The organism is Micromonospora sp. NPDC048843, assembly GCF_040649965.1.
Classification (GTDB): Bacteria; Actinomycetota; Actinomycetes; order Mycobacteriales; family Micromonosporaceae; genus Micromonospora; species Micromonospora hortensis.
This window is the reverse complement of sequence record NZ_JBEZGJ010000184.1, coordinates 1-14099: the sequence shown is the minus strand read 5'-3', so window position 1 is coordinate 14099 and position 14099 is coordinate 1. Positions and strand designations below refer to the sequence as shown.

Annotated in this window: 13 protein-coding genes and 1 pseudogene; 8 read left to right on the top strand and 6 right to left on the bottom strand. The window is 72.7% G+C overall.

Translation table 11 applies throughout. The features are described 5' to 3' along the window. Both AB0C20_RS30330 and AB0C20_RS30325 read right to left on the bottom strand, forming a co-directional pair. Positions 1-869 (bottom strand): DUF3866 family protein (locus AB0C20_RS30330; protein ID WP_357569237.1); only part of this gene is annotated, 869 nt, incomplete at its 3' end. 49 nt (positions 870-918) lie between these two features. Further along, on the bottom strand, positions 919-1923 hold the full coding sequence (locus AB0C20_RS30325) for a cation diffusion facilitator family transporter (RefSeq protein ID WP_357186543.1): 1005 nt from the start codon (positions 1921-1923) through the stop codon (positions 919-921). Positions 1924-2040: 117 nt separating this feature from the next. Here AB0C20_RS30325 and AB0C20_RS30320 point away from each other — a divergent pair, with 117 nt between their 5' ends. From AB0C20_RS30320 to AB0C20_RS30295, 6 genes are all read left to right on the top strand, one after another. Beyond that, positions 2041-3039: a WYL domain-containing protein gene (locus AB0C20_RS30320; protein WP_357569236.1), complete on the top strand. Its 999-nt coding sequence runs from the start codon at positions 2041-2043 to the stop codon at positions 3037-3039. Beyond that, entirely contained in the window at positions 3036-4091 is a 1056-nt protein-coding gene (locus AB0C20_RS30315; RefSeq protein ID WP_357186537.1) for a YafY family protein, read from the top strand. Before AB0C20_RS30320 ends, AB0C20_RS30315 begins: the two co-directional genes overlap by 4 nt. 10 nt (positions 4092-4101) lie before the next feature. Continuing rightward, a complete protein-coding gene (locus AB0C20_RS30310; RefSeq protein WP_357186534.1) occupies positions 4102-4347 on the top strand; it encodes a hypothetical protein in 246 nt (81 codons plus the stop codon). 159 nt (positions 4348-4506) lie between these two features. Next, entirely contained in the window at positions 4507-4821 is a 315-nt protein-coding gene (tatA, locus tag AB0C20_RS30305) for a Sec-independent protein translocase subunit TatA (protein ID WP_124855346.1), read from the top strand. A gap of 18 nt (positions 4822-4839) precedes the next feature. Then, complete coding sequence (gene tatC / locus AB0C20_RS30300; RefSeq protein ID WP_357186530.1) at positions 4840-5790, top strand: twin-arginine translocase subunit TatC; 951 nt, start codon at positions 4840-4842, stop codon at positions 5788-5790. 138 nt (positions 5791-5928) lie between these two features. Beyond that, positions 5929-6852, top strand: a complete 924-nt coding sequence (locus AB0C20_RS30295) for a diacylglycerol kinase (RefSeq protein WP_357186527.1) — start codon at positions 5929-5931, stop codon at positions 6850-6852. Here the strand turns inward: AB0C20_RS30295 and AB0C20_RS30290 are convergent. Then, positions 6815-7726: an EamA family transporter gene (locus AB0C20_RS30290; protein ID WP_357186524.1), complete on the bottom strand. Its 912-nt coding sequence runs from the start codon at positions 7724-7726 to the stop codon at positions 6815-6817. The two genes, AB0C20_RS30295 and AB0C20_RS30290, sit on opposite strands and share 38 nt — an antisense overlap. 93 nt (positions 7727-7819) lie before the next feature. Beyond that, the gene (locus tag AB0C20_RS30285) at positions 7820-8590 is read right to left on the bottom strand and encodes an HAD-IA family hydrolase (protein ID WP_238685798.1); all 771 of its coding nucleotides are present in this window, start codon (positions 8588-8590) and stop codon (positions 7820-7822) included. 86 nt (positions 8591-8676) lie between these two features. On the opposite strand from AB0C20_RS30285, the gene AB0C20_RS30280 reads away from it, so the two are divergent. Continuing rightward, entirely contained in the window at positions 8677-11478 is a 2802-nt protein-coding gene (locus AB0C20_RS30280; protein WP_357186519.1) for a DEAD/DEAH box helicase, read from the top strand. Between the two features lie 166 nt (positions 11479-11644). Continuing rightward, on the top strand, positions 11645-12529 hold the full coding sequence (locus tag AB0C20_RS30275; RefSeq protein WP_357186516.1) for an MHYT domain-containing protein: 885 nt from the start codon (positions 11645-11647) through the stop codon (positions 12527-12529). Between the two features lie 75 nt (positions 12530-12604). Here the strand turns inward: AB0C20_RS30275 and AB0C20_RS30270 are convergent, their stop codons facing one another. Together AB0C20_RS30270 and AB0C20_RS30265 are read right to left on the bottom strand one after the other, a co-directional pair. After that, the gene (locus AB0C20_RS30270; protein WP_357569235.1) at positions 12605-13474 is read right to left on the bottom strand and encodes an endonuclease/exonuclease/phosphatase family protein; all 870 of its coding nucleotides are present in this window, start codon (positions 13472-13474) and stop codon (positions 12605-12607) included. A gap of 132 nt (positions 13475-13606) precedes the next feature. Then, positions 13607-14099, bottom strand: a pseudogene (locus AB0C20_RS30265) (superoxide dismutase); the annotation flags it as partial.

Genomic DNA, 14099 nt, shown 5'->3' with positions numbered 1-14099 from the left:
TCGGGCACCACCAGCTCCGCCGGGGCGAGCGCCACCCGACCGTACGCGGTGAGGCTGTGGTGCGACACGCCCCGGTGCCGGGGGCGGGGGTCGGCGTCGGAGATGCGCAACGAGCCGACCGGCTTCCCGCCCAGCGTGGCGATCGCGTTGACCGCCTCGCCGACGGCGACGCCGGAGAAGCCCCACCGGGTTCCGGTGCCCAGGTTGCCCGGTCCCTGAGCCACGATCGCCACGTCCGCGTGGAGCACGTACCGGGCGGCGAGCAGACCGCCGTGCACTGTGGTGGCCTCCAGGTCGCCACCGAACGCCTGCCCGACGGTGATCGTGCCGGCCAGTTCGGCCCGCAGCCCGGCGAGGGTGCGGGAGAACCAGGCGGGCAGCGCCCCGCCGTCGGTGAGCAGGTACGCCACCCGCGCCTGCGGGGCGTCGGCCCGGATGCCGGCCAGGATCGCCGGGAGCGCCGAGTGCAGGTCGGCGGTGATCACCGGCAGACCGCCCAGGTCGTCCGCGTCGGCCAGCACGTCGCGGTGCGGAGAGGCATCCTCGTCGACGCCGAGGAGGATGGGCTGCAACGGCGTGTAGCGGGCCTTGACCAGGTGCCCGGCGTCGCGGGTGTCGGCGACGTCCGGCGGGTCCGGCGGCAGCCGGTCCGGCAGGGCTACCACCAGGGCGTACCCGCCGGTGCCCAACCCCATCAGCAGCGCGCCGGCGTTGAGTAGCACCCGGTCGCCGGGCTCGGGCGTGCCGACCAGCTCCGGGTAGGCCAGCGCCCGCATCCGCGTGCCGTCGGGCAGGTCGACGTCCAGCTCCACCGCCCCGGTCCACTGCCGTCGCAGCGTCGCCACCGTCCCCGTACGCCATCGCACCATGACGGGCACGCTAGCCGCGCGGACGTGGCGGCCCGCGTCCGGGTGTGGGTCAGGTCGGCTCGGGGCCGCCGGCGTCCGGGCTCGGCCCGGCCTGGGTGTGCCGGGCTGTGCCGGTGGCGCCGGGCATCGAACGGGTCGGGTCGAGGAAGACGAAGCGGATCTCCGGGTACCGGTCGGTGAGCCGCCGCTCGGCCTCGTCGGCGGTGGCCTCGATCTGCGCGCCGGTGGCCTCGTCGCGGAAGTCGACCTTCGCGGCGACCAGGATGTCCTGCGGGCCGAGTTGCATGGTCAACAGTGTGTCGATGCGCTCCACCTCGGGCAGCCCGGCCAGATCCTGCTCGATCTCGTGGCGCAGCCGCTCCGGGACGGCCCGGCCGACCAGCAGCGACAGGTTGTTGCCGGCGAGGACCCCGGCGACAGTCAGCAGCAGGAGCCCGATCAGGATCGACGCGACGCCGTCCCACACCTCGTCGCCGGTGGCGTGGGACAGGCCGACGCCGAGCCCGGCCAGCACCAGACCGATCAGGGCCGCGCTGTCCTCCAGGAAGACCGCCTTGACCGTGGTGTCGGCGGTCAGCCGCAGGAACCTCCGAGGAGTGGTCCGCCAGCGTCGCGACTCGCGGCGGACCTGCCGCACGGCCCGGGCCAGTGAGATCGACTCGATGACGAACGACACCCCGAGCACGACGTACGAGATGAGGTAGTCACCGCTGTGCTCGTGCACCAGGATCGTGGTGACGCCGTGGGTGACGGCGAAACCGGCGCCGGCGACGAACGTGAACATGGCGGCGAAGAACGCCCAGACGTAGCTTTCCTTGCCGTACCCGAAGGGGTGTCGCTGGTCGGCCGGGCGGGCGCCGCGGCGCAGCGCCTGGAAGAGCAGCACCTCGGTGGTGGTGTCGGCGATCGAGTGCGCCGCCTCGGAGAGCATCGCGGCGGATCCGGAGATCAGCCCGGCGATCAGCTTGGCGACCGCGATGGCGAGGTTGGCGGCGCCGGCGACGACGACGGTGCCGACGCTCTCACTCTCGGGCCTGGCCTCCGCTTGCGACATGAGGATCACCCTATGACCGCGGGCGGCGACGCGCCGGAGGAGGCACGATCCGAACAAGTGTGCGGCACGCCCGCGTGGGTGCACGGTGTGGGCGGGTCGGCTGCTAGCGTCTACCGCGTGTCGCGGACCCGCACCGAACGCCTGGTCAACCTGGTGATCTGCCTTCTGTCCACGCGACGGTTCCTGACCGCCGCGCAGATCGCCGCGACCGTGCCCGGTTACGAGCACGATCCGGACGACGCGCGCGACCATGAGGCGTTCCAGCGCAAGTTCGAGCGGGACAAGGCCGAGCTGCGCGAGCTCGGTGTGCCACTGGAGACCGGCACGGCGAGCGCCTTCGACGCCGAACCCGGCTACCGCATCGCCCACCGTGAATACGCGCTGCCCGACATCCTCCTCGAACCGGACGAGGCCGCCGCGGTCGGCATCGCCGCCCGGCTGTGGCAGCACGCCGGGCTGGCCGCCGCCGCGTCCTCGGGGCTGGCCAAGCTGCGTGCCGCCGGGGTGGACGTGGACCCGCAGGCGACCCTCGGCCTGGAGCCGATGGTCACTGTCGACCCGGCGTTCGCGCCGCTGACCGCCGCCGCCCGGGACCGCCGCGAGGTGGGGTTCGACTACCGGGTGCCCGACCGTGACGCGCCCAGCCGGCGGCGGCTGCAACCGTGGGGCGTGGTCTGCTGGCGCGGCCGGTGGTATGTGGTCGGCCACGACCAGGACCGGGAGGCGACCCGCTGCTTCCGGCTGTCCCGCGTCGTCGGCGCGGTCCGGGTGACCGGCGCCCCCGGCGCGTACGAGCCGCCGGCCAACGTCGACCTGATCAGCCACGTGGCCCGCTGGTCCGGTCCGGTGGAGCGCACCGGCCGGGCCACAGTGCTGGCCGCGCCCGGGCGGGCCGCCGGGCTGCGCCGGTGGGCGGTGGAGGTGACCGCCGGGCCGGACGGTGACCGGCTGGTCCTGCCGTACGCCGACCCGGAGGGGCTGGCCGGTCATCTCGTCGGCTACGGCCCGGACGTGCGGGTCCTCGACCCACCGGAGGTCCGCGAGGCGGTCATCCAACGACTCAAGGAGATCGCCGTGCGCCACGACGAGCTGGCCGTCAGCGGGGGTGCCCGGTGACCCGCCCGGCCGCCCGCAACGGCTCCCGCGCGTCCGCCGACCGGCTGGCCCGACTGCTCAACCTGGTGCCCTACCTGTTGGCCCGGCCCGGCATCGAGATCGCCGAAGCGGCTGGTGACCTGGGCATCACCGAGCGTCAGCTCCGGGAGGACCTGGAGCTGCTCTGGGTGTGCGGGCTGCCCGGGTACGGCCCCGGTGACCTGATCGACATGGCGTTCGACGGTGACCGGGTGACGATCACCTACGACGCCGGCATCGACCGGCCGTTGCGGCTGACCCCCGACGAGGCCCTGGCCCTCGTGGTGGCGCTGCGGATGCTGGCCGAGACGCCCGGGGTGGCCAACCGGGAGGCAGTCGAACGGGCCCTCGCCAAGATCGAAGCCGCAGGCGACCTGGTGGGCGCGCCGGTGGCGGTCCGATTGCCCGGGGACACCCCACGGGTCGAGGCGCTGCGCGCCGCCGTGGAGGGCGGCAAGGCCCTGCGGATCACCTACTACACGGCGGCCCGGGACGAGACCACCGAGCGCGTCATCGACCCGCTGCGCATGCTGATGGTCGGCGGCCGGGCGTACGTCGAGGCGTGGTGTCGGCGCGCGGAGGCCGTCCGTCTGTTCCGCGCCGACCGGATCGACGCGGTCACCGAACTGGACGAGCCGGCCATGGTGCCGCCGCAGGCCGTCCCGCACGACCTCACCGAGGGCGTGTTCCGCCCCTCGGCCGACCTCCCGTTGATCACCCTGCGCATCGGTCGGGGCGAACGGTGGATCACCGAGTACTACCCGTGCGAGCGGGTGGAGGCCGGCGACGGCGACCAGTGGCTCGTCTCCCTGCGGGTCACCGACCTGCTGTGGGCCCGCCGGTTCGTGCTGGGCCTCGGCCCGGAGGTGACGGTGGTCGCCCCGGTCGAGTTGGCCGAGCAGGTGCGTGCGACAGCGGCCGCCGCGCTGGACGCGTACGCCGTGCCCGCGCCCACGGCAGTGCCCCGGCCGCCCGAGGTCGACAGGGAGCGCGCACCGTCGGGTGACCCGGCGGTGGCCGGCCGCACCCAGTAGGCTGACCGCCGTGCTGATCTGGATCGTGCTCGCGGTGGTGCTGCTACCCCTCGTGGCGCTCGCGTTGGCCGTGCGCCCGGTGCTCGCCCGGCTGCCCCGACTGCGCCGTGCCGCCGTGGCGTTGCAGCGGCGGGCCGTCGAGGCCGAGGCGCTGCGGGAAACCGCCGAGGCGCTGCAACAGCGTGCCGAGGACGTCCAACGTCGGCTCGACACCACCAACCAGCGACTCGCGGTGATCAAGGCCAAGCGCGGCTGATCGGGTACGCACCCGGCGGTGGTTGACGGATCATCGCGGGTTGGTCAAGACTTCACCCTCCCGTCCAGACCACCACCACCCAGCGGGTGGCGGGCAGCCGATCCGCACGTACGATGGGCTGCGTACCACCCCCCGGACACAGAGCGACTGGAGCTTCTCATGGGTGCCCTCAAGCCGTGGCACATCGCTGTTCTCGTGGTTGTGCTGATCCTGCTCTTCGGTGCGAAGCGGCTCCCCGACGCGGCCCGTTCGCTGGGTCGGTCGCTGCGGATCATCAAGGCCGAGACCAAGAGCCTGCAGGACGACGACCGCGACCTCGCCGAGAAGGCCGACGCGCAGGCCGGCTACCAGCCGCTGCCGCCGCACGCCGGGCAGCAGGCGCCGTACGCCGGCCAGCCGCAGCAGGCCCCGTACCAGCAGGCGCCGCCGCAGCAGCCGGTCGTCGACCCCGTGCACCGCGTCCGCGACAACTGACCGAAGGGCCCCACTCCCGTGGCCTTCGCACTGCGTAAACGCGGCCCAAAGGCGTTCGAGCGGGCCGCCGACGGGTCGATGACGCTCATCGAGCACGTCCGTGAGCTACGTAATCGTCTGTTCCGTGCGTCCGTGGCGATCCTGATCGGGTTCGGCTTCGGTTTCTGGTTGGCCAAGCCGGTGCTGCACCTGCTCCAGCAGCCCTACTGTGACCTTCCGCAGGCCAGGTATGTCGACGGCAAGTGTGAGTTCGTGCAGCTCGGCCCGGCCGACCTGTTCCTGCTCAACCTGAAGGTCGCGCTCTGGGTCGGTCTGATCGTTGCCGCGCCTATCTGGCTGTACCAGCTCTGGGCGTTCATCGCGCCCGGCCTGCACCGGCACGAGCGGCGCTACGCGTACTTCTTCACCGCCCTCGCCGCGCCGCTGTTCGCGGCCGGTGCGGTGCTGGCGTACTTCGTCACGGCCAAGGGCCTGGAGTTCCTGCTCAGCATCTCGGACAGCGAGATCAGCACGACCCTGGAGATCACCAAGTACATCTCCTTCGTCACCAACCTGATCCTGTTGTTCGGTGTGGCCTTCGAGTTCCCGCTTGTCGTGCTGATGCTCAACTTCGTGGGCATCGCCAGCGCGAAGCGGTTGCTGAGCTGGTGGCGCGTGGCGATCTTCGTGTTCTTCGCGTTCTCTGCCGTGGTCACCCCGACCCCGGACCCGTTCGGGATGACGGCCCTGGCGATCTGCCTCTCCGCGCTCTACTTCGGTGCGGTGGGCATCGCCTTCCTCAACGACAAGCGGCGTGGGCGCGGCAAGGAGATCTACGCCGGCATCGACGACGACGAGGTGTCGCCGTTGGACTTCGACGCGGACCCGGTAGTGGCCGGGCAGCGGGTCGACTCGACTGCGCCGATCGGCGTACCCGAACCGGTCGCCCCACCGGCGCCGATCGAACGCCGCTACGACGACATGACCTGACCGGCCCCGCGCCGGCCGGTCCACCGACGCCGTCCCCGTTCACCGGGGGCGGCGTCGTCGCGTCACCTCGTGCGTCGGCGGCGGAACTGATGGTGACGGCGCCTGCCCCTGGTGAACGGCGGGTGTCCGACCGGTACGGTGCTGCCCGTGACCGCAGACGATCACCTGCCCGGCCCGGTCGCAGTGCTCGCCAACCCGACCGCCGGTCGTGGACGGCACCGCGCGCTGCTGCCCCGGCTGCTGGACGGCTTGGCCGCCGCCGGACGGCCGATCCGGTTGCTGCCGGCGTCCAGCCCCGCCGAGGCGGAGGCGGCGTGCCGGGCCGCCGTCGCCGACGGCGCTGGCGCGTTGGTGGCGGTCGGTGGGGACGGCACCGTGCACCGGGCGTTGCAGGCTGTCGCCGGCACCGCCGTGCCGTTCGGCCCCATCCCGGCCGGCACGGGCAACGACTTCGCTTTGGACACCGGCTTCCCGGCCGACCCCCTCGCCGCGGCGGCGGTGATCGCCGAGGCGGTGCGCGACGGCCGCAGTCAACCGGTCGACCTGGCCCGGATGGTCGGGGCCGACGGCGTCGAGCGCTGGTACGGAGCGGTCCTCGCGGCCGGGTTCGACGCGATCGTCAACGAGCGGGCCAACCGGATGCGTTGGCCACGCGGCCCGCGTCGATACGACCTGGCGATCCTGGTCGAGCTGGCTCGGCTGCGCCCACGCCGCTACACGCTGCGCCTGGACGGGGTGCCGCACGACCTGGACGCGGTGCTCGTGGCGGTGGGCAACTGCCCCACGTACGGCGGTGGGATGCGGATCTGCCCCGACGCGGACCCGACCGACGGACTGCTCGACGTGGTGGTGGCGGGTCGGGTCAACCGGCGGACCCTGGTCCGGGTTAAGCCGCGCATCTACCAGGGCACCCACGTCAGCCACCCGCTGGTGCGCAGTTTCCGGGCCCGCACAGTGGAGTTGGCCGCCGAGGGCATCACCTCGTACGCCGACGGGGAGCGCTCCCTGCGGCTGCCGGTGACGATCAGCGCGGTTCCGGGCGCCCTGCGGCTGCTGCGTTGACCCGTACCGCGCCGATGCTGGCGGCGATGACCAGCACGATGGCGGCGCACTCCAGCACTGTCAGCTCCTGCCGCAGCACCAGCCACCCGGCGAGCGTGGCGACGGCCGGGCCGAGGCTCATCAGCACCGCGAAGGTGGCGGTGGGCATCCGTCGTAGCGCCAGCAGCTCCAGGGTGTAGGGCAGCCCGGAGGCGAGCACCGCGAGGGCGGCGCCGAGCGCCAGCACCGGCGGGTCGAGCAGCACCGCGCCGCCGTCGACGATGCCCAGTGGCAGGGTGACCAGCGCGGCGAGGGTCAGCGCCAGGGCCAGCCCGTCCGCGCCGGGGAATCGGCCGCCGACCCGGGCGCTCAGCACGATGTACGCGGCCCACATGGCGCCCGCGCCGAACGCGAAGGCCACCCCGACCGGGTCCAGTCTGTCGAAGCCGCCCTGCCCGAGCAGCGCCACCCCGGCCAGTGCGAGACCCGCCCAGCCCCAGCTGGCCGGTCGGCGGGCGGAGAACACCGACAGGGCGAGGGGGCCGAGCACCTCCAGGGTCACCGCCGGGCCCAGCGGAATGCGTTCGATGGCCTGGTAGAACAGTGAGTTCATGCCGGCCAGCGCCAGCCCGAACGCGCCGGCCGTGAGCCAGGCCGACCGGTCGTGTCCGCGCAGTCGGGGCCGGCACACCACGAGCAGCAGCACCGCCGAGATGGTCAGCCGCAGGGTCACCGCGCCGGCCACTCCGGTACGCGGGAAGAGCAACGCGGCCACCGCGGAGCCGAACTGCACCGACAGGGCCCCGCCGAGCACCAGCCCCACGGCGGCGACGCCACCGCGCCGGGCCGGTCGTGTCTCGCCCGACCGGGGCGTGGGCAGCAGGATCTCGGTCACGGGCACGACGGTAGGCGCTCAGCTCCGGCTACCTGGCGGCGGTGCCCACCGCTGTGACCAACGGTGGGCACAGCACGGATCGGGCGGTGTCGTTCAGGCTGGCAGGGCGAGGTCGAGGACGGCGCCCAGCCCGTTCTCCCGGCCCGGCTCGGCTGCCGGGAGCACCAGCACCGAGCAGCCGGCGGCCACCGCGCCCGCGTCCGCCGGGGTGTCACCGACCATCAGGGTCTGCTCCGGGTCGACGCCCAGCATGCCGCAGGCCCGCCAGAAGATCGCCGGGTCGGGTTTGCAGCGCCCCACCTCGTAGGAGAGCACGAACGCGCCGACCAGGTCGGTCAGCCCCCAGGCGTCGAAGTGTGGCCGCAGGTCGAAGCCGATGTTGCTGACCACCGCCACCGGCACCCCGGCGTCGCGCAGCGCGGTCAGCGTGGGGGTGGTGTCGGCGTACGGCAGCCAGCCCTCGGTGGTCAGCAGCCGCTCGTAGAGCGCGTCGGCGAAGCCGTCGATGCCGGCGTCGACGGTCTCGGCCAACCCGGTGTACGCGCCCCGGTGGGCGTGTTGGTAGAGGTCCCGGTCTGCCCACAGTTCGGCGAGTCGGGGCGGCACCCGTGCCGGCAGTGGCCCGCCGGCGCGTCCGGCGGTCAGCAGCCGGTCGGCCAGCGAGGTGGCGCGGACCCGGTCCAGGGTCACGCCGCACGCCGCCGCAGCCTCCAGCACCCACCGCTGGGGGTCCTCCACCTGGGCCAGGGTGCCGTGGAAGTCGAAGAGCACCGCCTTGACAGGGCGTCGGGACGCCCGGCGGGCGGCGGGCGCCTCAGCGGTGCCCGGCGGACTGGTCTGGGGCGGTTCGGCATGGTCCGGCACGCCGTGCACCCTACCGACCGCCCCCGACCGCGCCTCCGGACGGCCTTGTGGGGTGACATGACGCGGCACGCACTAATCTTGGTGCCATGTCGAGCCCCGCCGAGCGGTACGCAGCGGCGCGCCGCAAGGCCGCACAAGCCGCACAGTTTCCGGCGCTGGACGAGTTCGCGCTCGAGTTGGGGTTCGACCTCGACGACTTCCAGCGGGAGGCGTGCCAGTCGCTGGAGCGGGGCAGCGGTGTGCTGGTCTGCGCTCCCACCGGCGCCGGCAAGACGGTGGTCGGGGAGTTCGCCGTCCACCTGGCGTTGCGGGGGCGACCCGACGACCCGGTGCCCGCCGTCGACGCGGCGACCCCACCGGCGCGACGCAAGTGCTTCTACACGACGCCGATCAAGGCGCTGTCCAACCAGAAGTACCACGACCTGGTGGCCCGCTACGGCGCCGAGCAGGTCGGCCTGCTGACCGGTGACAACGCGATCAACGGCGACGCGCCGGTGGTGGTGATGACCACCGAGGTGCTGCGCAACATGCTCTACGCGGGCTCCAGCACCCTCCAGGGCCTCGCGTACGTGGTCATGGACGAGGTGCACTACCTGGCCGACCGGTTCCGCGGTGGGGTCTGGGAAGAGGTGATCATTCACCTGCCCGCCTCGGTCACCCTGGTCTCGTTGTCGGCGACCGTCTCCAACGCCGAGGAGTTCGCCGACTGGCTGGTCACCGTGCGCGGCGAGACGGCAGTGGTGGTCAGCGAGCACCGGCCGGTGCCGTTGTGGCAGCACATGCTGGTCGGCAAGCGGATGTTCGACCTGTTCCACGACGCCGACGCCGCCCGCAAGCACGACGTGCACCCGGAGTTGCTGCGCTACACCCGGGAGACCGCGCGGCGGCTGGAGCTGGGTGAGGGGCGCAGCGCCGGGCCCGGTGCCGGCCGGCGCGGCCCGCGCTGGCGTGGCCCGTTGCGCCCGGACATCGTCGACCGACTGGACCGGGAAGGTCTGCTACCGGCGATCCTGTTCATCTTCAGTCGGGCCGGTTGCGCCGCCGCGGTGCAGCAGTGTCTCGCGGCCGGGCTGCGGCTCACCTCGGCGGAGGAGCGGGCCGAGATCCGCCGGGTCGTCGAGTCGCGGGTCACCGCCATTCCCGGCGAGGACCTGTCGGTCCTGGGCTACTGGGAGTGGCTGGATGGCCTGGAACGCGGCCTGGCCGCCCACCACGCCGGCATGCTGCCGGTGTTCAAGGAGATCGTCGAGGAGCTGTTCGTCCGCGGCCTGGTCAAGGCGGTCTTCGCCACCGAGACGCTGGCGTTGGGCATCAACATGCCAGCCCGCTGCGTCGTGCTGGAACGGCTGGTCAAGTACAACGGCGAGGCGCACGTCGACCTGACTCCGGGGGAGTACACCCAGCTCACCGGGCGCGCCGGCCGTCGAGGCATCGACGTGGAGGGGCACGCCGTGGTGGTGTGGTCCCCGGAGACCGACCCACGGCAGGTGGCCGGGCTCGCCTCCACCCGCACCTATCCGCTGCGCTCCAGCTTCCGGCCGTCGTACAACATGGCGGTGAACCTGGTCGGCACCGTCGGCGCGGAGCCGGCCCGAGCCCTGCTGGAGTCCTCGTTCGCCCAGTTCCAGGCGGACCGGTCGGTGGTCGGCCTGGCCCGGCAGGTGCAGCGCAACACCGAGACCATCGAGGCGTACGGCGCGGAGGCCGCCTGCCATCACGGCGACTTCGACGAGTACTTCGCGCTGCGGGTGGCGATCGCCGACCGGGAGAAGGCGATCGCCCGGCAGGGGCAGACCCAGCGCAAGGCCGCCGCGGTGGCCTCGTTGGAGCGGCTGCGGGTCGGCGACGTGATCCGGGTGCCGTCGGGCCGGCGGGCCGGGCTGGCCGTGGTGCTGGACCCGGCGACCGGTGGGTTCGGTGAGCCCCGGCCGCTGGTGCTCACCCAGGACCGTTGGGCCGGGCGGGTCAGCCCCGGCGACTTCACCACTCCGGCCGAGGTGTTGGCCCGGATCCGGGTGCCCAAGCACTTCAACCACCGGTCCCCGGGAGCCCGGCGGGATCTCGCCGCCGAGGTCAGCGGCACCGGCCTGGATCGGCACGGTGGCCGACGCGGGGGCCGTTCCCGGCAGGTGACCGGCGAGGACCACCAGATCACCCAGCTCCGCACCGAGCTGCGTCACCACCCCTGCCATGCCTGCCCCGAGCGGGAGGAGCACGCCCGCTGGGCGGAGCGGCGTCGGCGGCTGGAGCGCGACACCGATGAGCTGCGCGAGCGCGTCAGTGGTCGTACGGGGTCCCTCGCGCGAACGTTCGACCGGATCGTGGCGTTGCTGACCGAGCGCGGCTACCTTGCCCGCGACGGCGCGGTCACCGACGCCGGTCGGATGCTGGGCCGGATCTGGACCGAGGCGGACCTGCTGGTCGCCGAGTGCCTGCGCCGGGGGGTGTGGAACGGGTTGTCCCCGGCCGAGCTGGCCGCTGCGGTGTCAGTGGTGGTGTTCGAGGCGCGCCGCGATGTCGACGAGCGGGCGTCGCTGCCGCGCGGGCCGGTGGCCGACGCGGTGGACGAGACGCTGAAGCTGTGGGGGGAGATCGAGGCCGACGAGGCGGCGCGAGGGCTGACGGCGACCCGGGAGCCGGATCTCGGTTTCGCCTGGCCCGTCTACCGGTGGGCCCGGGGCGAGGCGCTGGCGAAGGTGCTCGGCAGCGGTCACGAGATCGATGGTGAGATGCCGGCCGGTGACTTCGTCCGGTGGGCCCGACAGGTCGTTGACCTGCTCGGTCAGATTGCCGACTCTGGCGGTGCCACAACGGAGCTGCGGTCGACGGCTCGACAGGCTATAGCGGCGGTCAATCGAGGCGTTCTCGCGTACCACACGTCAGCGTAATAGTCACGCTCAGTCATTTTCGTCGGTGAAATCGACGCAGCGGACGGTTACCGCAACGGCACCCCTCGGATAGCCCGGGGGGCACTGTTGCGCCTGATCACAGCACCCCTGATCATTGCCGAGGCGTCTTGTTGACGCGTCGGTAACGAATGGGGAGAAAGCCGCCGTGGCGGAGATCAATCACTTTGAGTACGGGTGGATTACGCCCGCGCTGAGTTATGCGCTGTCCGTGCTCGGTTCGATTCTCGGTCTGGTCTGTGCCGGGCGCATCCGCACGGCCCGGACGAACGGCCAGCGGGCGTGGTGGGGTCTGCTGTCGGCCTGGGCGCTGGGCGGCACCGCCATCTGGGCCATGCACTTCATGGCCATGCTCGGCTTCGCCGTCGAGAACACTCGGATCCGCTACGACGTGCCGCTGACCGCGGCCAGCACGGCCATCGCCGTGGTGGCGGTCGGTATTGGCCTGGCCATCGTGGGCACCGGCCGGCTGAATCCGGTACGCCTGATCGCCGGCGGTATCTTCACCGGCGTCGGCGTGGCCTCCATGCACTACACCGGCATGGCCGCCATGCGCCTCAACGGCAGCCTCGGCTACGACACGGTCCGGGTCGTGCTCTCGGTGGTAATCGCCGTGGTGGCGTCCACCGTCGCGCTGTGGCTCGCGATGACCGTCCGGCGGGGGTTGGCGATCTTCGCCTCCGCGTTGGTCATGGGGGTCGCCGTCAACGGGATGCACTTCACCGGCATGAGCGCCCTGTCGGTGCACCGCCACGAACGGGCGGGTGAGGTGACCGGCGCCGGAGTGAGCACCCTGCTGGTGCCGATCGTGCTGGCGGTGATCTTCGGGGTGGTCGGTCTGCTCTACGCGCTGCTCGCCGCTCCGACCGACGACGACCGGGCCGCCGCCGCGTACCTGGACGGACGGCGGCTCTCGGAGCCACCGACCCCGGCGCCCACCGCTGCTCCGGACCCGGTCGGGCTGCGCGCCCGCTCCACCCTCGGCCAGCCCGGTACCCCGTTCCCGTCCCGCCGGGACACGCCGCCGCGCTGACGCCGTGCGGCCGGCCCGCGCCGTGTTGCTGACGGCCTCATAGATCCGGCCGCCTCCGCCCGGTACGGAGGCGGATCAGGCTGGCCGTCGGCCGGGTCGGCTGCTGTCGATCGTGAGGGCGACCAGCAGCCCGGGGTGGTCGGTCGTCCCGTGCATGGGCACCAGGCTGCGACAGCAGAGGGTGATGTCGGTGGTCGCCGTGACGTGTTGCAGTCGGCCGTCGTCGACCCGCTGATGGCCCGGCGGGGTGCAGGACCGTACGTCGGGGTCGGTGCCGGCGCGCAGGTTGAGGTCGCCGCCGAGCACTGTGGGCGCGTACCCGGCGTTGCGGCTGATCGTCGGCAGGATGGTGTCGAGCAGGTGGTCGCACTGGGTGAGCGCGACGCGGTAGCCGGTGGCTGACAGGTGCGTGGTGCAGGCGAGCAGGGCGCCGTCGACGTCGACGCAGAGCCAGGCACGTTCCTCGGGGTCGGCGAGGTCCTGCGCCGGGTGGGTTCCGGCGTACACGGTGCGCGGGGTGGTTGGCGTCCGCACGTGGGTCAGCAGCCCGATGCCGAACCGTTGGCCGTTACGGCAGCGGGTGTCGTCGCCGCTCGGGCGGTCACCGGCGGCCTGGAACGCGGCCACGACGGTCCGCCCTGGGTGAACGGTTTGGAACACGCTCTGCAGGTCGGACACGTCACCGGCGCAGATTTCGTTGAGGGTGACCAGGTCGGGCGCCTCGATGCTGATCACCTCGGCGGCCCTGGCCATCGCTCGACCGCTGTAGCAGCCGGCGCGGCCACTGTTGCAGAGGTTCAGTTGGAGCATCCGTAGGACGGTGGGCTGCGCGGCGTCCCCGGCAAACGGCGATGTGGTCGGCCGGTTGGCCGGGAGTGCGGCGGCGGCGAGTAGACAGACCACGGCCAGGGTTCGGCGCAGGAACCGGTACGGACGGGCGGCCACACGGACTCCGGGGTGCACGAGGCGACAGTCGTCGCCGAGGTGCCAGTGATCCTACTGGCGGCCGAACCGGCTGTTCAGATCCGGAGCGTTGGTGCCGAGGGGGTACGCGCGGCGCGTACCCCCTCGGGTCGCTCAGTGGGCGCGGACCGCGACGGCCGTGTAGGGCGTGGTGGGGGTCGGCGGTGTGGTGAAGCGGGCGTTGGGCAGGTAGAGCCGGCCCAGCGCCTTGGCCACCGTGGTGGGTACGTCGAAGTTCGGATCGGTGATGGTGCTGGTGAGCGCTCCGGCGGTGCCGGAGTGGTTCAGCCGGACCACCGCGATCTGGTTGAGGCGGTTCTGCACCACGTAGAGGGTGCGGCCGAGCAGCAACAGGCCGTCGCCGTTGGTGAAGGTGTGGCCCGGGACGTCCACGGCGGTGCTCGTGCCGGTCGCCGGGTCGACCCGGTACAGCGTGCCGGTGGTGGACTGGACGACGATCAGCGCCCGGCCGTCCGGTGTGGTGGTGATGCCGTTGAGGTTCACCCCCGTGCCGACCTGCTCGTACGCGCCGGTCAGGGTGATCGTGGTGAAGGCGTCGGCGGGCGGCAGCGCCCCATGGCGACCGAGCGGCAGCCGGTAGAGCACC

Excerpts from the sequence above, each read along its gene's own strand:
- AB0C20_RS30325 (WP_357186543.1), bottom strand. The coding sequence starts at position 1,923 with ATGTCGCAAGCGGAGGCCAGGCCCGAGAGTGAGAGCGTCGGCACCGTC.
- tatA (WP_124855346.1), top strand. The coding sequence starts at position 4,507 with ATGGGTGCCCTCAAGCCGTGGCACATCGCTGTTCTCGTGGTTGTGCTG.
- AB0C20_RS30280 (WP_357186519.1), top strand. The coding sequence starts at position 8,677 with ATGTCGAGCCCCGCCGAGCGGTACGCAGCGGCGCGCCGCAAGGCCGCA.